The sequence below is a fragment of the Affinundibacterium fentianense genome, assembly GCF_018139545.1.
Taxonomy (GTDB): Bacteria; Pseudomonadota; Gammaproteobacteria; order Burkholderiales; family Burkholderiaceae_D; genus Undibacterium; species Undibacterium fentianense.
Window position 1 is genome coordinate 118,439 of sequence record NZ_JAGSPJ010000006.1, and the last position, 21,562, is coordinate 140,000.

Annotated in this window: 24 protein-coding genes; 12 read left to right on the forward strand and 12 right to left on the reverse strand. The window is 46.5% G+C overall.

The annotated features are described in order from the left end of the window. Positions 1–65 precede the first annotated feature (65 nt). The 4 genes from KDM90_RS14265 to KDM90_RS14280 all read left to right on the forward strand — a co-directional run bounded on the left by KDM90_RS14265 (position 66) and on the right by KDM90_RS14280 (position 3,980). Complete coding sequence (locus tag KDM90_RS14265; protein ID WP_212676294.1) at positions 66–962, forward strand: phosphoribosylaminoimidazolesuccinocarboxamide synthase; 897 nt, start codon at positions 66–68, stop codon at positions 960–962. A gap of 1 nt (position 963) precedes the next feature. Beyond that, positions 964–1,470 (forward strand): 5-(carboxyamino)imidazole ribonucleotide mutase, encoded by a 507-nt coding sequence (gene purE / locus KDM90_RS14270; protein ID WP_212676295.1) that lies wholly within the window; start codon positions 964–966, stop codon positions 1,468–1,470. Between the two features lie 266 nt (positions 1,471–1,736). Beyond that, entirely contained in the window at positions 1,737–2,927 is a 1,191-nt protein-coding gene (locus KDM90_RS14275; protein ID WP_212676296.1) for a 5-(carboxyamino)imidazole ribonucleotide synthase, read from the forward strand. Between the two features lie 12 nt (positions 2,928–2,939). Further along, positions 2,940–3,980 carry an L-threonylcarbamoyladenylate synthase gene (locus KDM90_RS14280; protein ID WP_438947441.1) on the forward strand — a complete coding sequence of 347 codons (1,041 nt, stop codon included), beginning with the start codon at positions 2,940–2,942 and terminating at the stop codon, positions 3,978–3,980. Here the strand turns inward: KDM90_RS14280 and KDM90_RS14285 are convergent. The 5 genes from KDM90_RS14285 to KDM90_RS14305 all read right to left on the reverse strand — a co-directional run bounded on the left by KDM90_RS14285 (position 3,977) and on the right by KDM90_RS14305 (position 7,588). Beyond that, complete coding sequence (locus tag KDM90_RS14285; RefSeq protein ID WP_212676297.1) at positions 3,977–4,531, reverse strand: outer membrane beta-barrel protein; 555 nt, start codon at positions 4,529–4,531, stop codon at positions 3,977–3,979. The two genes, KDM90_RS14280 and KDM90_RS14285, sit on opposite strands and share 4 nt — an antisense overlap. Before the next feature lie 107 nt (positions 4,532–4,638). Beyond that, complete coding sequence (locus KDM90_RS14290) at positions 4,639–5,319, reverse strand: response regulator (RefSeq protein WP_212676298.1); 681 nt, start codon at positions 5,317–5,319, stop codon at positions 4,639–4,641. Continuing rightward, entirely contained in the window at positions 5,316–6,719 is a 1,404-nt protein-coding gene (locus tag KDM90_RS14295) for a sensor histidine kinase (RefSeq protein WP_212676299.1), read from the reverse strand. Before KDM90_RS14295 ends, KDM90_RS14290 begins: the two co-directional genes overlap by 4 nt. A 108-nt stretch (positions 6,720–6,827) precedes the next feature. Continuing rightward, positions 6,828–7,082 (reverse strand): SemiSWEET family sugar transporter, encoded by a 255-nt coding sequence (locus KDM90_RS14300; protein ID WP_212676300.1) that lies wholly within the window; start codon positions 7,080–7,082, stop codon positions 6,828–6,830. After that, a complete protein-coding gene (locus tag KDM90_RS14305) occupies positions 7,079–7,588 on the reverse strand; it encodes a flavin reductase family protein (RefSeq protein ID WP_212676301.1) in 510 nt (169 codons plus the stop codon). Before KDM90_RS14305 ends, KDM90_RS14300 begins: the two co-directional genes overlap by 4 nt. A gap of 261 nt (positions 7,589–7,849) precedes the next feature. Here KDM90_RS14305 and KDM90_RS14310 point away from each other — a divergent pair, with 261 nt between their 5' ends. From KDM90_RS14310 to ybeY, 4 genes are all read left to right on the forward strand, one after another. Beyond that, on the forward strand, positions 7,850–8,128 hold the full coding sequence (locus KDM90_RS14310; protein WP_212676302.1) for a hypothetical protein: 279 nt from the start codon (positions 7,850–7,852) through the stop codon (positions 8,126–8,128). A 72-nt stretch (positions 8,129–8,200) separates the two neighbouring features. Next, positions 8,201–9,526, forward strand: a complete 1,326-nt coding sequence (miaB, locus tag KDM90_RS14315) for a tRNA (N6-isopentenyl adenosine(37)-C2)-methylthiotransferase MiaB (protein WP_212676303.1) — start codon at positions 8,201–8,203, stop codon at positions 9,524–9,526. A gap of 61 nt (positions 9,527–9,587) precedes the next feature. Further along, on the forward strand, positions 9,588–10,754 hold the full coding sequence (locus KDM90_RS14320; protein ID WP_212676304.1) for a PhoH family protein: 1,167 nt from the start codon (positions 9,588–9,590) through the stop codon (positions 10,752–10,754). Positions 10,755–10,774: 20 nt separating this feature from the next. After that, on the forward strand, positions 10,775–11,239 hold the full coding sequence (gene ybeY, locus KDM90_RS14325; protein ID WP_212676305.1) for an rRNA maturation RNase YbeY: 465 nt from the start codon (positions 10,775–10,777) through the stop codon (positions 11,237–11,239). Positions 11,240–11,417: 178 nt separating this feature from the next. On the opposite strand, the gene KDM90_RS14330 is transcribed toward ybeY, so the two are convergent. From KDM90_RS14330 to KDM90_RS14345, 4 genes are all read right to left on the reverse strand, one after another. Then, complete coding sequence (locus KDM90_RS14330) at positions 11,418–12,206, reverse strand: LytR/AlgR family response regulator transcription factor (protein WP_212676306.1); 789 nt, start codon at positions 12,204–12,206, stop codon at positions 11,418–11,420. Further along, on the reverse strand, positions 12,203–13,285 hold the full coding sequence (locus KDM90_RS14335) for a sensor histidine kinase (protein ID WP_212676307.1): 1,083 nt from the start codon (positions 13,283–13,285) through the stop codon (positions 12,203–12,205). The genes KDM90_RS14330 and KDM90_RS14335 overlap by 4 nt, the downstream gene beginning before the upstream one ends. Positions 13,286–13,412: 127 nt before the next feature. After that, positions 13,413–13,649 (reverse strand): helix-turn-helix domain-containing protein, encoded by a 237-nt coding sequence (locus tag KDM90_RS14340; protein WP_212676308.1) that lies wholly within the window; start codon positions 13,647–13,649, stop codon positions 13,413–13,415. 9 nt (positions 13,650–13,658) lie between these two features. After that, the gene (locus tag KDM90_RS14345; protein WP_212676309.1) at positions 13,659–14,243 is read right to left on the reverse strand and encodes a hypothetical protein; all 585 of its coding nucleotides are present in this window, start codon (positions 14,241–14,243) and stop codon (positions 13,659–13,661) included. Between the two features lie 199 nt (positions 14,244–14,442). On the opposite strand from KDM90_RS14345, the gene KDM90_RS14350 reads away from it, so the two are divergent. Beyond that, complete coding sequence (locus KDM90_RS14350) at positions 14,443–14,925, forward strand: histidine phosphatase family protein (RefSeq protein WP_212676310.1); 483 nt, start codon at positions 14,443–14,445, stop codon at positions 14,923–14,925. A 183-nt stretch (positions 14,926–15,108) separates the two neighbouring features. On the opposite strand, the gene KDM90_RS18465 is transcribed toward KDM90_RS14350, so the two are convergent. After that, entirely contained in the window at positions 15,109–15,438 is a 330-nt protein-coding gene (locus tag KDM90_RS18465; RefSeq protein ID WP_369123431.1) for a DUF1294 domain-containing protein, read from the reverse strand. A 241-nt stretch (positions 15,439–15,679) separates the two neighbouring features. Between KDM90_RS18465 and KDM90_RS14360 the strand changes: the two genes are divergently transcribed. Both KDM90_RS14360 and lnt read left to right on the forward strand, forming a co-directional pair. Beyond that, complete coding sequence (locus KDM90_RS14360) at positions 15,680–16,561, forward strand: HlyC/CorC family transporter (RefSeq protein WP_212676312.1); 882 nt, start codon at positions 15,680–15,682, stop codon at positions 16,559–16,561. Between the two features lie 60 nt (positions 16,562–16,621). Beyond that, a complete protein-coding gene (lnt, locus tag KDM90_RS14365; protein ID WP_329605333.1) occupies positions 16,622–18,142 on the forward strand; it encodes an apolipoprotein N-acyltransferase in 1,521 nt (506 codons plus the stop codon). Here lnt and KDM90_RS14370 read toward each other — a convergent pair. Then, entirely contained in the window at positions 18,139–18,519 is a 381-nt protein-coding gene (locus KDM90_RS14370) for a hypothetical protein (RefSeq protein WP_212676313.1), read from the reverse strand. The two genes, lnt and KDM90_RS14370, sit on opposite strands and share 4 nt — an antisense overlap. A gap of 246 nt (positions 18,520–18,765) precedes the next feature. Here KDM90_RS14370 and KDM90_RS14375 point away from each other — a divergent pair, with 246 nt between their 5' ends. Further along, positions 18,766–20,025 (forward strand): MFS transporter, encoded by a 1,260-nt coding sequence (locus KDM90_RS14375; protein WP_212676314.1) that lies wholly within the window; start codon positions 18,766–18,768, stop codon positions 20,023–20,025. Positions 20,026–20,112: 87 nt separating this feature from the next. On the opposite strand, the gene KDM90_RS14380 is transcribed toward KDM90_RS14375, so the two are convergent. After that, entirely contained in the window at positions 20,113–21,387 is a 1,275-nt protein-coding gene (locus KDM90_RS14380; RefSeq protein WP_212676315.1) for a carbohydrate porin, read from the reverse strand. Between the last annotated feature and the right edge of the window lie 175 nt (positions 21,388–21,562).

The window sequence follows — 21,562 nt, forward strand, 5'->3', positions numbered from 1 at the left end:
ATACGGCGCACGTATTGATGAAGAACTGATGAATCTCCCTTCAGCATTTTTTTTGAGACCACATTATGACTACGCAAATAAACTCCACTTTACATTCGCTACCACTGTTAGGTCGTGGCAAAGTCCGTGATAACTATGCCGTTGGCGAAGATAAGCTGTTGATCGTGACAAGTGATCGCTTGTCGGCATTTGACGTGATCATGAATGAAGCGATTCCTGATAAAGGTCGCGTACTCAATCAAATGGCGAACTTTTGGTTTGAAAAACTCAGTCACGTGGTGCCAAATCATTTGACCGGTATTGACCCAGTGTCCGTGGTCGCACCTGATGAAGCAGAACAAGTACGTGGTCGTGCAGTCGTCGCGAAACGTTTAAAACCTATCATGGTGGAAGCAGTCGTGCGCGGCTACATCATCGGCTCTGGTTGGAAAGACTACCAAGATACGGGCGCGATTTGCGGTATCCAATTGCCAGCGGGTTTGCCACAGGCAGCTAAGTTAGACGCCCCAATTTTCACGCCAGCCGCAAAAGCGGAAATGGGTGAGCATGACGAGAACATCAGCTTTGCTGAAATGGAAAAACGCATCGGTGCAGAACTCGCTGCCAAGATGCGCGACATTAGTATTCAACTTTATACAGAAGCAGCAAACTACGCAGCAACACGCGGCATCATTATTGCCGATACGAAGTTTGAATTTGGTCTCGATGACAATGGCGTATTGCATTTAATGGATGAAGTGTTGACGGCGGACTCATCACGCTTCTGGCCAGCAGATTCTTACGCAACAGGCATTTCTCCACCATCATTCGATAAGCAATTCGTACGTGATTACTTAGAAACCATCACAAGCTGGAATAAGACAGCACCAGCGCCGACATTGCCAGACGAAGTGGTTCAAAAAACCGCAGCGAAATACCGTGAAGCTTTAGAGCGCTTAACGGGTGAAAGTTTGAAGGCGTAATATGAGCGACGCAACATTCAACGCAACGCCTATCATCGGTGTCGTGATGGGCTCTTCATCCGATTGGGATGTGATGCAACACGCCGTGACTATGTTGAAAGAATTCGGCATTCCGTTCGAGGCGCAAGTGGTGTCAGCACATCGTATGCCAGATGAAATGTTCACCTATGCCGAGACAGCACGTAGTCGCGGTATCCGCGGCATCATTGCAGGTGCTGGCGGTGCGGCGCATTTGCCTGGCATGATCGCAGCGAAAACCATCGTGCCTGTATTTGGGGTGCCTGTGCCATCGAAGTATTTGCGTGGCGAAGACTCTTTGCTGTCTATCGTGCAAATGCCAAAAGGCGTTCCTGTGAATACTTTTGCGATTGGTGAAGCAGGCGCAGGTAATGCGGCCTTGGCAGCGATTGCGATGTTAGCGACGACTGATGATGCGATGGCGGCGAAGTTAGAAGCCTTCCGCGCCAAGCAAACGCAAGTTGCGCGGGATATGCATTTGCCTTTGTAATACGGTAGTTTTGGCGAAGGAATCAATTTTCTTTGCCGTAGAAGCACATAGGTCACAGTGCCGTGATTCTTGTGCTCAGGCCATTCAGGCGTCATCCCTGCGTAGGCAGGGATCCAGTGTATTTAGGCTTTTACGCCGCTGGATTCCCGCCTTCGCGGGAACGACGTTGAGTAACAAGCGCTCTCGATTTTTGAGTTTTGCACTAGCATCAAACCACGTTTCAAGTCGCATTTAATTTGTATCGTATCAGCATGGAAAAACCAACGATGTCCACGTCTATCAACACCAATCCACAATTCCCCAATACGCAATCCAGCATGTTAGGCATGGTCGGTGGCGGACAATTAGGACGTATGTTTGTGCACGAAGCCCAAGCCTTAGGTTTTAAAGTTATGGTATTAGAACCAGAAGCGGGCAGTCCTGCAGCACATGCCGCCGACGCACATATTCAAGCAACCTACGATGACGCGGCGGCTTTGCAAAAGTTAGCGGAGGCGTGTGCTTCATTTACGACAGAATTCGAAAATGTGCCAGCAAGTAGTTTGGCCAAATTAGCCGAAACGGGTTTCGTTGCGCCAAGCGCGGCATGTGTGTCGATCGCCCAAGACCGTATTGAGGAGAAAGCTTTCTTCACGCGTTGTGCGCCACAAACCGGCATCTTGCCTGCACCGCACGCGATTTTGCGTACAGCAGATGATCTGGAAAAAGTCAGTGCCGATTTATTCCCAGGGATTTTGAAAACAGCGCGCATGGGCTATGACGGTAAAGGTCAAGTCCGCGTGAAATCGATGGAAGAGTTGCGCGCGGCTTTTGCTAATCTCAAAGGTGTGGTGTGTGTGCTGGAAAAAATGCTGCCACTCGCCTATGAAGTTTCGGTGTTGGTAGCGCGGGGCGCGGATGGTCAAGCCGTCGTCTATCCGATTGCAGAAAACGTACATCGTGACGGCATCTTGTTCACGACCACCGTACCTAGTCCGCACGTGTCTGAACAAGCTGCTTTAAAAACGCAAAACGCAGCACTGAAATTGATCGCCGATATTGATTATGTTGGCGTACTCTGTATAGAATTTTTTGTACTGCAAGATGGCTCTGTCGTCGTCAATGAAATGGCACCGCGACCACACAATAGCGGTCACTATACGATTGATGCATGCGTGACTAGTCAGTTCGCGCAACAAGTACGCGCAATGGCGCGTTTGCCTTTGGGTGACGTGCGTCAACATTCGCCTTGCGTGATGTTGAATATTCTTGGTGATATTTGGTTTGATGGCGAATCTGTGCGTCAACCCGCGTGGGATAAAGTGTTAGCCTTGCCATCAGCCCACTTGCATTTATACGGCAAGGCAGAAGCGCGTCGTGCGCGCAAGATGGGGCACATCACATTTATCGCGCCAACATTGGAGCAAGCACAAGACGAGATGCGCCAAGCGTGTGCGATTCTCGGTATCGCTGTTTGATCCAGACTGAGGTTGAGATTGAATTCTACTGAGCAAATTCTTGCGGCTGCCCGCGCCTTAGAACAAGGCGCTTTAGTTGGTTTCCCGACAGAGACGGTGTACGGCCTTGGTGCCGACGCAGAAAACATTAATGCCGTCGCGAATATCTATAAAGCCAAAGGACGTCCATCGAATCATCCTGTGATAGTGCACCTGGCACCAGAAGCAGATATCAGTTACTGGGTGAAAGAGATCCCTGCGCCAGCGCAAGCATTAATCGATGCGTTTTGGCCTGGTCCTTTAACCTTGATTTTGAAGCGCGCCGAGCATATTCCTGATGCGGTATCCGGTGGCCAAGATTCGATTGGTATTCGTTGCCCATCACATCCAGTGGCACAAGCTTTATTGCGTGCGTTTAAAGATGGCAAAGGCGGCGTGGCGGCGCCATCGGCAAACAAGTTTGGGCATGTCAGTCCAACCAAGGCTGAGCACGTCATCGAAGAGTTTCCTGCTGAAATCGCGAATGGCATGATCGCTGCTGTACTCGACGGTGGGCAAAGTGATGTCGGCATAGAATCAACGATTGTCGACATGAGCCGCTTAGCAACGCATGGGCCGGTGCTGTTGCGTCCCGGTCATATCACGGCGCTGCAATTGGAACAAGTGTTAGGCATGGCAGTGAATGCGCCAGATCAAGCCGCACCGCGTGCTTCCGGTACTTTAGAAGCGCACTATGCACCAAGTACCCCGGTTGCGATGGTTGCAGTTGCAGAACTCGAATCCGTTATTTCCCGATTACTCTCTGCGGGAAAGCGCGTCGCAGTAATGGCTTATCAGCCGCATATTAGCAACGCTCAGTTACAAGCGTGGCGCCAATTAAACAATGATCCCATTTCATATGCGCATGATCTGTATGCTGATTTGCGTGAACTTGATCATGTGCAGGCGGATATCATTTTGGTGGAAGCCTTGCCAAGTACGCGTGATTGGCAAGGCGTCGCAGATCGATTACGTCGTGCTGCGTTTGATTCGCAGGGCGTATTGCAAACGCTTTTGAGTGACTCAGTGGCTTAAAATCGCCATTTCAAACCCGCTTCCAATTTTTGTTGTGGCACATGATTGATTTTGCCATCACGCTCAAACTCTAAGGTCATATCGAGATGCTGCGTCATCTTAAAATCAAGGCCGAGACCAAGTAGCGGACGTACCGCTCGCGAGGAATTTGTGTATCCATTTTGTGCGCTAAACGCCGAGCGAATTTGTGCTACACCTAGTTTGCCGAACACATTCCATGCATCTCCTAGCGGCATAGTCACTTTACCAGCGGTGTACAACATCTTGACGTTCAAATTCGCAAATGCAGTGTTTTTTTCTGGGCTTTGGAAGTGATAGCCTGAGCTTAAGTAACCCGCTTCTAGGCTGAATTGATTCGTAAAATTCCAGCCTCCATACAATTTTTTAGAGAGCTTATGCTCATTATCGGCGACAAATTTTCCAGGCGCATATTGCCATGATCCTTCGCCTGGCGTTGCAATCGAAATTCCTAAATAAGGTTCTTGTGCCAAGGTTGCGGTGGAAAAACATAGACTTGTTGCGACGAAAAGAAATGCAAATGGATACTTCATATTGGCCTCTAGTAACTTGAAATAGGGTTGATCAAAAGTGATCGCATACTAAGTCTTCGTTGTTCAAGACGACAGTGCCGAAAGTCATATTCCTTGAAAAATTTGGCCTAAATATAACCCGATTCCAGTCCACGTAATACCGCGCGAATTCTATCCCGTACCTCCAATTTGCTGAGGATATTCGAGATATAGTTTTTTATCGTACCTTCGCTCAGGGCTAAGGCATTGGCGATTTCAGCATTGCTCAATCCAGCTGCCATCAATGCTAAGATTTCAGTTTCTCTTGCGCTTAATTTTTCATTGTTGGACTCACTGCGTTGTTGCGTGCATGCTTGATGTTGCCCTGCTGGCACTTGAGCGCTAGTGGCTTTGTTGAGCAGTGAATCGCGTAATTTCTCCGTGAGTGCTGGCCGAAACAGACTACCGCCTTGGACCACATGACGAATACCTTCGGTCAATCGTTCTAAGGAAATATCTTTTAACAAAAAACCTCTCGCACCAGCGCGTATCCCGTCGAGCATTGCTTCATCATCGTCAAATGTCGTTAATAAGATCGTTGGTGGTAATTGCTTTGCATGCGCTTGTAAAAAATCGATGCCCGAGCATTGTGGCATACGGATGTCTAACAATAATAAGTCGATGCTTTGTGGTTGCGGCGTAAGTAAGGCGCGCGCCTCTACGCCATTGCTCGCTTCGTACACCACACGTATATCACTGGTCATATTTAATAGACCGCTTATGCCGCTTCGTACTAAAGCTTGGTCATCCACTAAGGCCATATGAATCATGTTGGGAATCCTTTGAACGCCACATCAAATGGAATTTGTAATTCCAAATAAAATCCTTGCTTGGACGCATGCTTTAAGCTCAGTGTGCCATTGCATAGTTCGAGTCGTTCGCGCATCCCTTGTAGGCCGTGATTTGGTTGGAGAGTGTCGCAACCTTGACCATCATCCTGGATTTGAATATTGAGCATGTGCTCGTATTGCTTAAGCGTGATTTGTAAGGTTTGTGCATCAGCATGTCGAATGACATTGGTAATCGCTTCCTGAACACAATAAAAAATACAGTGTGCAATGTGCATAGGAACTGGTGTCTTTAGCTCATCAAATTGCAGCGTAATTTTGGGTTGGGGGATTGATGCGCACAAGATGCGCAAAGCTTGTTGCAAGTTGATTTCTTTATCGCTTTTTTCGCTACTGACGACACTACGTACTTCTGCAAGTAAATCGTGCGCAAGTTCGCGCGACACTTGCAATGCTTGCTGTAGTCGCGTATCTAGCGATGGCGTTTTTGACTCTATATTTGATTCTGTATTCGACTCTGCACTCGACGCCATATTCAAATCAGTACCCACGGCGGCGCTATGGCGCACTGCCAAGTCTAAATGCAAATTGAGTGCGGTCAATTGATGACCTAGTATGTCGTGCAAATCACGGGCAATTCTTGTTCTCTCTGTTATGCGAACTGTGTCGCTGAGCATGATTTGAGTCGCTTGTAATTCTGCGTAGGCGATCTTGAGTTGCGCACTCTGTTTGAAATAGCGTTTTACGGCGAGGACTGCAGCAAAACAAATACAGTAGAGCAGTAATTGTGCGATCAGATAGAACACCCCGATTTTCCAATGAGTACCAGCCAGTGCGGGATTGTTAAACACGTAAAAGAGATGAACTCCGCTATACGCTAGCATCAGCAAGACTAAAAAGCGGAGCGCACGTCGAAACGGGAGGAAGGCTGCGAACTGTGCTGCCAACACAAGTAGCAATGCCGACATACTCAATGCCGCTAAGACTAATTGCACAGCGAATAAACCATCCGAGCGAAATGCACGATGCTGACTGCGCAGCCAAAGTAGGGCGGTAAATAAGAGGCTTAGTGCCGCAGAATAGCTTAAGTAGCAGAAATATTGCCATTCGATACGAGCAGCCTCGGTATCCAGCGCAAGCCAATTACTTAATATCTCGCGCACCCACCATTGGCAGAAGAAACCTGCTGGCGTATGAAGATTAGCCTGTGCGGGCGCAGTGAAGAATAGCTCAAAAAATTCAAAGCCACCAAAAATGATGCAAGCAAATAGGCCGCAGACAAGCGCTAGATGCGGTTTAAGTAAAGCGATAAATTGACTGAAAAAACGACGGGAGGAAGTGTCTATATATTTGACAGAAAAACTGCTACTGACATGGGTCATACACTAGCCTTACGTACACAGAAAATACAATACAAATATCGGTAAGCAGATAGGTAACTGGGTGGATGCAGTAACACCTATCTTGTCGCAAATATTGTCGATACCTTGCTACTTATAGATCAGTTTCATCACTAAAATGAAGGCAGACAGTGATAAGGAAATCACATTCGCCACAATAATAGGCCAAGCGCCGAGCATTAATCCGTAGATGAGCCATCCAATCGTACCGGCAAACATAATGCAATACATGCCGAGCGAAACGCCTTCAGCGCGTTTGCGACGCCAAGTGAGCCATGCTTGAGGGATGAAAGCGCTTGTTGTTAAAAAAGCAGCGATGTAGCCGATAATATCGATAGAATTCATAAAGCTTTACTGGTCAAGAATTGCCCGTGGTGGTAGACAAGCGGAGCTTGGTTTTTAAATGCGCATTGTTCGACTTCGCCGACAAAAATGAGATGGTCGCCCTCAGGATAACGGCTGCGATTAAAGCATTCAAACCACGCAGAAGCGCCCTTGAGTATGGGAAGACCCGTACGCGATAAAGTGAATTCGACACCGGCGAAGCGATCTTCGCTACGGCTGGCAAACTGTTCGGCTAAATGGCGTTGATCGGCCGCCAGCACGTTAATCACGTAGTGTGTGTTATCAGTAAAGACCGGCATACTTTGCGCTTTGTCGCCTAAGCTCCAAATAACCAGTGGCGGATCGAGTGAAACAGAGTTGAAAGAACTCGCGGTCAGGCCAATAAACTTCCCTTGTGCAAGGCGAGTCGTGATGACAGTAATACCCGTTGCAAATTGCGATAAGGCATGACGAAAGTGGCGACTATCAAAATCAGGGGGAAGTGCGGAGCTGGTTGGGGTGGGCATTGGATTTCCAAAAACTTTTTTCATCATTATCCCAGATTTTGCTTCTCAACAGCAGAAGCGACTTGAAGCTGACCCGCGTTTCTTACCCTGCAGCGATTATCCTGTCGGGCTGTGTTAAACTAGCACACTTTTTGTTGCACGATTCAATTTGTAACTAATTGATTTTTAAGCAAATTTAACAGGGGCGCGAAGATGTGGAATGTTAAACTGTGGCAAAAATTACTACTGTCCAGCCTTTTTTGTTTTTTTACTTGTGTTCACATGACGCAAGCGATGCAAATTGAGCGTCGTTTTCCAGAAGAAGTGAAACGCGGGAAAATGAGTACAACAGTGCTCGCAGAAATTGTTATCGACGGCAAATTACGATTGCATACAGCCGGTTTGCGTATCTATGGCGACGATAATTTGATTAAAACGCCTGCTAGCGTCGACGTGAGTAACGTGGTGGTCAATTACTTAGAAAATGAGTTTGGCGAAATTGAAAAAATTTGGATTTTGACTCTTGAAGAATCAAAAGTAGCTTTACCCAAGAAGAATTAGGCGTGATCGATGCTATGAAGTATTGATGGCCATATGAAATCATTTAAATAAAAGTAGGAAGAATAGAGTTCCATGCAGAAGAAAGTATTCATCAAGACCTTCGGTTGCCAAATGAACGAGTATGACTCGGACAAAATGCAAGACGTGTTGGCGGCAACAGATGGCATGATCAAAACCGATAAGCCAGAAGAAGCCGATGTGATTTTGCTTAACACCTGTAGCGTGCGTGAAAAAGCGTCGGAAAAAGTCTTTTCGGATCTTGGTCGTCTGCGTGAACTGAAAAAGACGAATCCTGATTTGTTAATTGGTGTTGGTGGTTGTGTCGCATCGCAAGAAGGCGAAGCGATAGTCCGTCGCGCACCGTATGTCGATGTGGTGTTTGGTCCGCAGACTTTGCACCGCTTGCCGCAATTGATTAAAGACAGACGTGAATCTGGTCGCTCACAAGTCGATATCAGTTTTCCAGAAATTGAGAAGTTTGATCACTTGCCACCAGCCAAAGTAGAAGGTTCTACCGCGTTCGTGTCGATCATGGAAGGCTGTTCGAAATACTGTAGTTATTGCGTAGTGCCTTACACACGCGGTGAAGAAGTATCGCGTCCATTTAATGACGTGTTAGTCGAAGTCGCTGGTTTAGCGGAGCAAGGCATTAAAGAAATCAGTTTGTTAGGACAGAACGTTAATGCTTATCGTGGTGTGATGGACGATGGCGAGATCGCTGACTTCGCTTTGTTATTGGAATACATCGCAGAATTTCCACAAATCGAACGCATTCGTTTTGTGACTAGTCACCCGAAAGAATTTAATCAACGCTTGATCGATGCTTACGCCAAGATTCCGAAATTGGTGGATCACGTCTATTTGCCAGCGCAACATGGTTCCGACCGTATCTTAGCAGCGATGAAGCGTGGCTATACCTCACTCGAATATAAGTCCGTGATTCGCAAGTTGAAGGCGGTGCGCCCGAACATGCATATCTCTTCTGATTTTATCGTCGGCTTTCCAGGTGAAACGGATGAAGATTTTGAAGCATTGATGAAGTTGATTAAAGACGTCGATTTTGATAATAGTTTCAGCTTTATTTTTAGCGCGCGTCCAGGTACGCCAGCAGCTAGTTTGGAAGACACAACGCCAGCTCCTTTAAAGCTTAAGCGCTTGCAATTTTTGCAGTCGGTGATTGACGCGAATACCAAGAAGTACAGCAACGCGATGATAGGCACAGTACAACGTATTTTGGTAGAAGGCCCTTCTGTGAAAGATCCGAATGAACTACAAGGTCGTACCGAAAATAATCGTGTGGTGAATTTTTCAGGTGGCAAAGAATTGATCGGTACCTTGGTGAATACACGTGTAACCGAGTCCTATAACTATTCATTGCGTGGTGAATTGGTCGACTAAAAATGTAAGGCGGGTTGCACCCGCTCTACAATACTGATTTATTTTTGGAAAATAAAACACTTTGAAAACGAATACACCTGTTCCTGTTTTGTATTTTGTTCCGCAGCCTCTAGATAACTTACTGCTGGCGCATCTGTGCGGTCCTTTAGATGAAAATCTGCGTCAAATTTCTGCTGCCTTAGATTTAAGTATTTTCCGCCGTGGTGAGAAATTTATCGTGAGCGGGCACAATGCGGAAAAGGGTTTGGAGTTATTGGAAAAATTCTATGCGCAAGCGAAGAAAATCATCACGATAGATGAAGTTCAGTTGGCCTTGGTCGAGCAACGCGCGGTGAGTAGTTTGCAGAAAGCAACTGAATCAGGATTTGTGTCTAGTACCGAATCTGACGAGATCGTGCCGACAAAACGTCGCAGCGCTAAAACCGCGACGAAGTCTGCGACTACCTCAAAAAACATCGATAAAGAAGTTGCACCCGTCGAAGTTGAAGAAGCTGTAGAAAGCCCGATACTCAAGACCCGTCGTAGTGATTTGCGTGGCCGCACCCCACACCAAAATACCTATCTTAAAGCGATACTCGAACATGATATTACTTTTGGTATTGGACCTGCAGGCACAGGCAAAACTTATCTAGCTGTTGCGTGCGCGGTCGACGCTTTGGAACGTGATGCTGTTAAACGCATAGTGCTGACACGTCCAGCAGTCGAAGCGGGCGAGCGTCTTGGTTTCTTGCCAGGTGACTTGGCGCAAAAGGTCGATCCTTATCTGCGCCCTTTGTACGATGCTTTATACGACTTACTCGGTTTTGATCGTACCCAAAAAATGTTTGAAAAACAGGTGATTGAGATTGCCCCGCTGGCGTATATGCGCGGCCGCACCTTAAATCACTCTTTCATCATTTTGGATGAAGCGCAAAACACCACGCCAGAGCAAATGAAAATGTTTTTGACGCGCATAGGATTTGGCAGCAAAGCGGTGATTACGGGTGACGTGACCCAGATCGATTTGCAGCGTCATCAAAAAAGTGGCTTAGTCGATGCTTGTCAGGTCTTGCGCAATGTGCGTGGCATCGCTTTTAATCAATTTACCAGCGTGGACGTGGTGCGCCATCCTCTAGTTGGACGCATCGTTGATGCTTATGAGGAAGCGACTCAACATCAAGATCAGCAAGATGCAGAAATAGTTAGCTTGAAACAAGCTACCGCAATGACGAAACCTCGACGTCGATAAAATAGATAGCGTAGAAAACGATGGCAACTACTCCTAAACACAAATTAAACCTGTCCGTGCAATACGCTGATGAGCGTTTGAAGGACGTATTGACGCGACCTTTGCTGCGCAAAACGATACAAGCCGCGTTGTTCTTCCCCGCAGAACTGACGCTACGCATCGTTGATGCTGAAGAAGGGCAAATTCTTAATCGTGATTATCGAGGTAAAGATTACGCGACCAATGTATTAACTTTTGCTTACACGGAAGACAGCGACGCTGAAGTGACACAAGCCGATATCATATTGTGTACCGACGTGTTAGAAAAAGAAGCGAAAGAACAAAAGAAAACAGTGCTCGAACACGCTCAACATTTAGTGGTGCATGGCGTCTTGCATGCTCAAGGTTACGATCATGAAAGCGATGAAGAAGCGGAAGAAATGGAAGCTTTAGAAATCGAAATTTTAGCGAGTTTGGGATTGGCAAATCCTTACGCTGAATCTTAATTTCTGCATTGGTGCTGTGCCAGACCTCTGTAAAATTTGCGTCGAGGTCTGGGCTGAATAGTACGTTTTGAATACATCACTTCATTTTTCACATCTATCAGTAGCGTCACACCTAAAATAAACTAGACGATTTGCCCGATGTCCGACGCTTGGTTTGATTTATTGCCGATGGTCAGGTCTATCTTCCTGAAAAAAGATGTGCATAAAGTCTGCTGACCTTGAGTTGGTCGGCGTGTTGTCTCAAATGGATGATCAAGGTGCCAGATTCTTGACGGGTAGCGCGTTCTATCGCGTTGACTTGCACTAAAGTGGATCGATGGATTTGCCAGAATTGTTCAGGATCGAGTTGCGCTTTTAATTCTCTCAGAGTTGCGCGTATAAAGTATTCTCGTTCAGCTGTGACAACTTTCAGATATTTATCGACAGCTTCGATATACAAAACATCGGCTATCGCAACAAAGTACACTGAATTGCCACTGCTTGCCTGCAGATTTTTAAGATAGCTGCGATTGTCATTTGGTACAGAATTGAATAAGCCAGCGAGTTGCTCTAGCGTGGTGGTAGTCGGTACTGGGGTCTTTTGTGCCAAGGCCTGTTGCAGGCGCTGGCAGGTTTGCATCAGCCGTTCGCTTCTCAGTGGTTTGATGAGGTAGTCTAGCGCTGCTTTTTCAAACGCTTGCACAGCATATTGATCAAAAGCGGTAACGAAGACGATCATAGGGAAAGCTTTGCTTTCAAATGGCCATTCTTCTGCTAGTGCTTCCACTACTTCTAAGCCATTGAGTAGCGGCATGCTAATGTCGAGAAACAAAATATCGACTTTTTCTTTCAGCCCGGTTTCCAGCGCAGCGACGCCATTTCTTAGATTCGCAACAATTGTTAATTGTGGCCACAGCTTTTGTAGTTCGCGCTCTAAATGTTCTGCGAGCAAAGGTTCATCTTCAGCAATAAGGGCAGTAATGCTCATGATTTTGTGGTTCCTTGAATAATCGGGAGTTGCAGAGTGACACTGTAGCCGCCGCTAGCAGGTGTGTTGATATCGAGTGCAGCGTTAGCGCCGTACATGTGTTGCAAACGTTCTCGCACATGCTGCAAACCATAACCCATCTTACTACTCGATTGAGGGTGATCTAGCCTTGTGCCGCAGCCGTTGTCTGCTACTTTAATGTGTAGATGTTGATGCACACGCTCCGCTTGAATGCTAATGGTACCGCCATGTTCGGTCGGTTCCAGCCCGTGTTTGATGGCATTTTCAACTAAGGGTTGGAGTATCATGGCCGGTATAGGAATGTGGGCAAGTTCGGGTGGTAGTTTGAGTTCAATTTGTAGACGTTCGCGCATGCGAATTTGCATTAAGGCCAGATAGTCTTGAATGCGTAGAAACTCTTCTTCTAAGCTGTGATTTTGTGCGCGAGATCCATTGAGGCTGGCGCGTAGGAAGTCGTTGAGATGATCTAACATGCTTTGCGCGGCACGCGTATCGACTTCAATCAAAACACGTAAATTCGCCAGTGTGTTGAATAGCATATGTGGTTCTAACTGGGATTGCAGCAGACGTAAATGGCTTTCAGTAGCACTGTGTTGAATCGCTGCATTGCGCGCTTCCATGCTGGCAATGTAATTGCGACTATATAGGTAGATAGTGCTCATCAGAGCTGTGATCAAGCACACGCCTAAAATAATGATCACGCCATATCCTTGAATTTGTAATTTTCGCGTATCACCGGTAAGTATCAGAGCGATGTTGCCGCCGATCAGATATCCGCCTAGACAAGAAATTGGAATCCAGACAAACATGAAGGGCCAGCCAGGCCAAGCGAAGTCTTGTTGCAGCACCAGTTTGGTGTACTTACGCAGAAAGTAGGTCGCTCCGTGTCGCCCCATTTCAATCAGTGTTTGTATACATAGCCCTACGCATAGCGCATGGACTGCCATCATCCAAACTTTTTCCTTGAACAAGAAGCTTAAGAAAATCGATGCGATGAATATCAAGGGAGCACTAACCCGCAGTTCGCGCCATAGAAAATTCAGAATAATTTTAATCATGATGCAAAGTTAATTGGTCAGGGGCTTCATCCTAGATGGCATTACTGCGGTTGTCTGTGTCATGTGACGAAGTTAACTATGAAGTCGTGAGTGGTCGTCAGAACGGTATGGACGGTTTACTATCGCCTTAGCTCGCATCATCCGGCGAATTGGCTGATACTTCACCATCGAACGCCAAAATATCTCCAGGCTGACATTGCAATACATGGCAAATTTTTTCTAAAGTGTCGAAGCGTATCGCCTTCGCTCGACCAGATTTGAGAACGGATAAATTTTGTGGTGTGATGTCGACTAATTCCGCCAAAGTATTGAGACGCATCTTGCGCTGCGCTAGCACCACATCTAAGTTCACAATGATAGGCATGCAGTTTCCTTAAATGGTGAGTTCAGCTTCTTCGTTGAGGTCGGTACCGATTTCTAAGGCCCATAGGATCAGGCTTAGAAAGCCAAGTTCGATAAAAAAGACGATGGTGTTCCACAACCAATTGAGGGTACGATCCAAATTACCATCAGCGAACTGAAAGCAGTAAATGAGTACGCCAAAGCTAGCGACTATCCAAGCAATGCCCAAATAAAGATTGATTTTATACGCGGCTCTAGCATGGAAGAGGGCTCTTGCATTGAAGATGTCTCCATCGTGAAAGCATTGAATCAGCTTTTGGAGATGAAGAAGGATATAAAAAAGCGGTACGGTAAGCGCGAGTAGTGCGAACGTGAAGAAAATCTTACTAGCGGTAGTTAATCCCGGCTTCACAAACTCAGTAAAATTAGTTGGATCATCCATCACTTTTAGCATCGACTGATGGATGTCGACGTTTCCTGTCTGAACCGACAGTAGTCCAATGATGCCGATTAGCCCGCCAAGGCAAGTCACTATCAGGAGTGGCATAGAGAACCAAAGCAAATACCCACTAACTTTGCGAAATGCTGCAATACGCTGATTGCGTTCTAGGTTCATATATCGTTCCTTTAAAAAGATCACTGATGCGAGCATTGTATGAAGTTGCGATATGAGATGCAATAAAAAATGATCGTTTATCGATACTTTTTTATTGTTGTGAGTTTTTTTGGACTGATTGTTGGGATTTGCATATAATCCGATTGCGAGTTTTTTCTGATGGTGAATTGATCATTGAGAGTTTTTGGAAGGTGAAGAAATGAAAAATACATTACGTGCATTGTTGCTAATCCTAGTCTGCCAAATAAGCGTCTCTGCCTGGTCACAAACCATCTTCATCGTCCGTCACGGCGAAAAAGTCGACGAAAGTCGTGATCCGACTCTCAGTTTGAAAGGCAAGCAACGTGCTGCGAATTTAGCGATGATCTTGCGCGATGCGGAGATTAAAAAGGTCTACGTGACCGAGTTTCAGCGCACCCAAATGACGGCCACGCCTTTAGCGGAAACACGGCAAATAGCGTTGACGCCCTATGCGGCGAAAGAGTCTTTGAATTTTGGAAAAAGTTTACTTACGGCAGAGGTAAACACCTTGGTGGTAGGACATTCCAACACCTTGCTCGATATATTGAAGGGTTTGGGAATTAATGATGTGAAACCCGTCGCGGATGATGAATATGATCGTTTGTTTGTTGTGACATTAAATAAAAATGCAAGCGCTAGTTACACTCTGCTGCGCTATTAACCTGCGGTGCAGGAAGCTTATGAAAGCAGCGTAGCCTTATCGCCTTTAAGGCATTAAGAGTACAGACAACCCAAACACTCCTCCTAATCTTCTTCTCCCGCTTATGGGAGAAGTGGCTTTTTAACCCAATCTAAATTGGTATCGTGGCCTATGTCTTGAGGGGAATGTCTAGAAGGGTGCGAACTACGATGCCAAGGAAGTCAATCCCTTAGCACTGAAGATCTGTAAAAGTAGTACGACATGTATAGCAAAACACAGCCAAGCAAACCATCTGAAAAAGGTTTTTTGTGTTTTGTGTCTAAACCAAGATTGGCCACATACAGCACCGAGCGCACCGCCTGCAAGAGCCCATCCATGCAAAGTTTTCTCTGAAATTCGTGATGTTTGCGCACGAGCTGAGGCTTTATCACAGCCGTATAGCGAAAAACAGAGAAGGTTCATGCAACTGTAATACGCAATCAAGAACAACGCGAGCGGGTGATTAACAAGGAACTGGAAAAAGTTGTCGAGCATTGTGATGTGATCGGGTGAACGTATTAATTTAAAGGTCAATTTGCATATATTAGTTGAGCTTGCTGCAATAAGTGATTGAATTATCTTTTAATTTTATTTCTATTTTTTTAATTCCTGCAGTGAGATATGTTTGGCGATTCGAGTGCGATACGTGGTTTTCCAGATAAATGCCGTGCAAAATTTGGGAAATAGCTTCAGATGTTGTATCCTGTAGGATTGAAACAACGGCGTTAAGCCCATTATGCAAGAGCACTCTAGTAAGGTCAGACCAGCTGACCTTAAACCACATAGGTCATTGTTTGAACGATTGACCGCCCTAATTTCTCCCGAACCCGAAAACCGCGAAGAGCTGTTAGAAGTCTTGCACGACGCGCAAGAACGTAATTTGATCGACGCCGATGCCTTGGCAATGATCGAAGGGGTTTTTCAAGTTTCCGATTTATCAGCCCGTGATGTGATGGTACCGCGTTCCCAAATGGATGTGGTCGATATCTCCAAGCCGATTGCCGAATGGATGCCCGAAGTATTGGAAACCGCGCATTCACGTTTTCCTGCAGTTGACGGTGATCGTGATCAAGTCGTTGGGATTCTACTCGCCAAAGACTTGTTACGTTACTACGCAGAAGACAGTTTCGATGTGCGTAAAATGCTGCGCCCCGTTGTCTATATTCCCGAGTCGAAACGTTTAAATATTTTACTCCGCGATTTTCGTGCAAATCGGAATCATATGGCAATGGTGGTCGATGAGTATGGCGCTGTCGCAGGTTTGATTACGATTGAAGATGTTCTTGAGCAAATTGTCGGTGATATTGAAGACGAGTATGACTTTGATGAAGAAGAAGACAATGTGATTGCTCTGGAAAATCAGGGTAATGGTAAGCGCTGGCGCGTCAAAGGCTTAACGGAAATTGAACAATTCAATGAAGTAATAGGCACCGACTTTGAAGATGCTGACGCCGATACCATAGGCGGCTTCATTACTAACCATTTGCAACGCGTGCCACATAAAGGCGACGAATTTGCGATTGGTCAATTGTATTTTGAAGTGTTGCGCGCCGACGCGCGACAAGTGCAGATCGTTTTAGTTGAGAAGCGCAGTGCAAACTACACGATGGAAGAGTAATTCTTGATGCGAGGATTCGTATCGCATTTGCCATTATTGTCATTGCCACGAGCTTGTCTCGTGGCTTTGTTATTGGGGGCATTGAACGTACTTGCTTTCGCGCCGTATGCGATTTGGCCGATTCAGTTGATCACCCCAGCCCTGCTTTTGGTGATGCTGATGGATCCAGCAAAATGGAACCCAAAACAGGCCGCGCTCATCGGGCTGTGCTATGGATTCGGGCAATTTGTCTTGGGTGTCTGTTGGCTCGTTATCGCGATGTCGCGATATGGTGGGATGCCATGGGCCTTGAGCGTGATTGCCTTGTCTGCGTTGGCGTCGTTCATGGCGCTATTTCCCAGTTTGTGTTTTTTCCTCCTACAAAGCTTGCGCTTACGTTGGCGTGCTAGAGCATCCCTTAGTTATGTCGTGATTTTTCCTGTGTGTTGGGCATGCACCGAGTTTTTACGTGGTTATCTCTTTACGGGCTTTCCTTGGTTAGCCGTTGGGTACGCACATCATCAAAGTCCTTTAGCTGGATACGCACCGATTGTTGGCGTATATGGCCTCGGCGCGATTGCAATGTTGTGTTCCGCATGTCTTGCTTATATTGTTGTTGGGCTTGATCGACGAACCCAACTCAAGGCCTTATTTGGGTTGGTGTTCATAATGTTCTGTGGAAGCGGTCTGCATCAAATGACCTGGACTAAGCCATATGGCCAGCCTCTTAGCGTACGTTTGACGCAAGGGAATATCGATCAGGGAATTAAGTTCACATCCAGCTTTTTGGAAGAGACCTTGGCAATGTACGCTGGATTGATGACAGAGCAAGCAGCGGATTTGATTGCGACGCCCGAGACGGCGCTACCTCTTTTGGTATCCGAACTTCCGACCAATTATTTGCAGCGTTTACAGGAGTTCTCGCAGAAAACGCGAAGTCATCTCGTGATTGGCGTTGTCAGTGATGATGGAAACCAGCGTTATTCAAATAGTGTGTTGGGAATTGACGGCGGTGTGACCCCCTATCGTTATGATAAGCATCATTTGGTACCATTTGGTGAATATGTTCCATTTGGGTTTCGTTGGTTTGTTAATTTGATGCAGATACCTTTGGGCGAATACAGCAACCCCGGTGTTGTCCAGCCAGCATTTGCGGTGAAGGACCAACGCGTGATGCCAAATATTTGTTATGAGGATCTCTTTGGCGAAGAAATTGCCGAGCAATTGCGTGTACAGGCTCGGAGCAAAGAGGGGGCGGCAACCATCCTGTTGAATGTGTCTAATCTGGCTTGGTTTGGCGACTTGAGTGCAATCCCACAGCACTTACAGATTTCTCAAATGCGTAGCTTGGAGACTGGGCGTCCAATGCTGCGTTCGACGAATACTGGGGCAACTGCCATGATTGATGCGCGTGGTAATGTGATTGCAGCCATGCCGGTCTTGAGCCGTGGCACCCTAGCGGGAGAGATTCAGGGCATGCAAGGATTGACGCCGTATATTCGTTTCGGTAACGGACTGTGGGGTGGCATCGCAGTGTTGGCACTTGCCTTCGTTTGGTGGAGTAGCCGACGTCAGACCGTTACGGAACGAAATTCAACTTAGTAATTTTTTGCAGGGGGATTCGTCGCTTCGATGTCTGCCAAGCAGTCACGTCCACGTTCGGTAATCGACCATTTTTCCTTCTCTTTGTCTTGTTCTATGTGTGCTTTTTTCGCCAAAAAACTGGCAACCGGTGCGCTTAAAACGTAGTCGGGGTCATGTGCTATTGCACGCAGACCATCGATGCATTGTTTGATAAAGAGAATTTGTCGCCCGGCATCAGTCAACTCAAAACTACCATCGCGTCGATGTGCTATCAGTTTGATACCGACTAAACGTTTGGAGTTGCGCGAAATGCAAGCACTGGGGCGAGCCCCTTTCGCTAACTTAGTGATTTGCTCGAGGGCGTCGTACTCGTCGATACTGAGATTTTGATTCATTGCTTTCTATCTGATGAAGTGTCTGTCAGACGACAGTTTAACACTCTTGGGCTGAGTATAAAAATCGATGCCTACTTGGTTCAAACCACGCTGCTGCGCTTTACCGCATCAGATTGCGATAAGGGCTAGTTCTTTTGGCGTAGGGCTAGCCTATTTAGCCTATCTGATCGCCTACTTCTGATGAATTTCCCGATTGCGTGAACTCCCCTAAGCTAAGAGCACTGATCAAAGTTGAGGGAGTAAATAATGACCACGCAGGTAAATAGTTCGGGAAAAGCCAATTCGGTGCTGGGTGCCAGTACCTTGGCTTTTACCATTTGTTTCACGATTTGGATGATGTTCGGGGTGATTGGCATTCCGATCAAAAAAACCTTGGGCTTAAATGAAACGCAGTTTGGTTTGCTGACCGCGATGCCCGTGCTGACAGGTTCCTTGATACGCGTGCCACTGGGTATTTGGACCGATAGATTTGGTGGTCGCATCGTGTTGTTTTTGTTGATGATCTCTACCGTGATTCCGATTTTTTTGATCAGCTATGCGACCGCTTATTGGCATTTTTTGGTCTTAGGTTTGTTCGTCGGTTTAGCCGGTGGCTCTTTCTCGGTAGGTACGCCTTATGTGGCGCGATGGTTTAAAAAAGATCGTCAAGGTCTGGCAATGGGTATTTTTGGCGCCGGTAACTCTGGCGCGGCGGTGAATAAGTTTATCGCGCCTGCCATTATTGCTTCGGCAGGCTGGGTCATGGTACCCAAAGTCTATGCTGTCTTGATGTTAGCCGCTGCATTGATTTTCTGGGTTTTCTCGTCGACTGACCCTAGCCATAATGTGAAGTCCAGCGTCAGTTTCACCGCACAATTAAAAATGCTGAAAGACCCAAAAGTTTGGCGCTATTGCCAGTATTACTCTGTCGTCTTTGGTGGGTATGTGGGACTGAGTCTGTGGATGGTCAAATACTATGTCACTGAGTATAACTTTGACATGAAAGACGCTGCTTTGTTGGCTGCTTGTTTCTCTTTACCTGGTGGTGTGTTGCGTGCTTTTGGTGGTTGGCTGTCAGATAAATACGGCGCGTATAAAGTGACCTGGTGGGTAATGTGGGTATGCTGGATCGCATTCTTTATGTTGTCTTATCCACAGACTGAGTTCACCATTAAAACGGTGACGGGTCCACAAGCATTCCATATCGCATTGACGCCTCTGGTCTTTACGAGTTTATTGTTCGTGGTCGGGATCGCGATGGCGGTGGGTAAAGCTTCTGTTTTTAAATTTATTTCAGACGAATATACACATAATATCGGTGCGGTGTCGGGAGTTGTAGGGCTGGCAGGTGGCTTAGGTGGGTTTGTATTGCCTATCATGTTTGGTGCCATGGTAGATTTGACAGGCGTGCGGAGTTCTTGCTTTATGCTTTTATATGGCACTGTATGTGTTTCCTTGGTTTGGATGCATTTCCAATTCCGTCGGGAGATGATGCAATCGGCGCAGTTGGCATTAGCAACGAACTAGGCTGACGCTGCAAACGGTATTACGACAAGGAAGGTCAGGCGAGTCCCTGCCTTCCTCGTTTGGCTGATGCCCGCTCCGGCGTTGGCGTCAAAAGTTTAAGTCGAAACGTATGCCTACAACGCTTGCATTGCTGACTGATTTGGACATGTTCGGATTCATTACAAACTGAACAACCGGTTGAATCGCGAGATGTTGGTTATATTGATACTTGTACGTCATTTCCAGAATGGATTCATGGTTCTCAGCTTGTTGCGCGATTTGATATCGGCGACTGGTATGCGAATTGGTCATCGCCAAGGCTAGAACGTCATTCGGTCTCTCTGCAAGAAAGCCTGTGTAGTTGAAACCAGCGCTAAACGACCAGTCAACTTGATAGAGATTCGCATTCGCTGTACCAAAACGTAAAAAACCCGTGAGCTTTTTATCGCTAGCGTCACTTGTTCCTAACAGGGAAAACTCGCCTAGCACATACCAACCATGATTTAAATGGGTTTGCGTAAAATTCAATAAATCAGGATAGGGACTCGTATATTTCCAATAGCCGAGCGCGAGTTTGCTAATGTGCGGACTTGTTGCCCCTTGACCGCTGCTGAGCGTGCCGATTTCAACGATGCCAATTGTGCCATCACCCTTCGCCAATTTGACATGGGTACCGTGGTGATTGTCTGGATCGCCTGGAACACCATCCATCAAAGCAATTTGTGCATAGCTTTGTGATGGGAGTTGATACTTAAGTCTGAGTCCCAAGGACGTTCGTGGAAAAATCGGTGGACCATTCTTGCCGGTTTGGCCGATCGATGTACCTATCCCCAGTGGCGGTTGTAAAAAAATACCAGATGACTCGGTGACATAAAACTCGGAATCGAGTGCATATAATCCACCAAGTAGACTCAAGGCACCGTCGGCACTGACTTTTTCCAGCCAAAATTGGGATAATTGTGCTGTGTTTGTGTTGACTTCAATATTGTTGATTCCCATATAGCTACCGACGAGTTGGGCGTTGGGTTTGCCACCGAGCTCGCTATGAAACTGGGAGTAGAAACGGGTATTTGAAAGCGCTATCGTACGTTCCAAATCGATTTCTAATTTTAAATCGGTATACCCAAGCCAACTAGAGCCTTGCTTTAAGCCCCCCCTTAGATTGCTAATCAAGTCACTGCGATGATTCCCATGAAGACTGAGCGATGGCTTTGCATCCAATTCCGTGGATTGTGCAGGAGTTTCTGCCGCAGGAATCGAGGACTGCGCAGTCGCCAAGTTTGGTAACAGCACCAAGGCAGCGAACCAGCGGGCAGCGCTCAAGCGTCGTTGCGCTTGAAAGCAAGTGTAGCGTCTTGAGGTGGCTAGTTGATAATCAATCATACAAGTAGGTGTATTGAGATCCAATAGGGAGAAACCAAAATGCCGAACAGAAGAGTTGCCTGAAAGAATATGTTAAGGGTAGTTAGTCAAAGACAATATCAATTTTTTTAAATTTGATGCTGTAATGCTATGAATGTTGTTGTTTTATCGTAAGTGGTCTAAGCATTTCATAGGA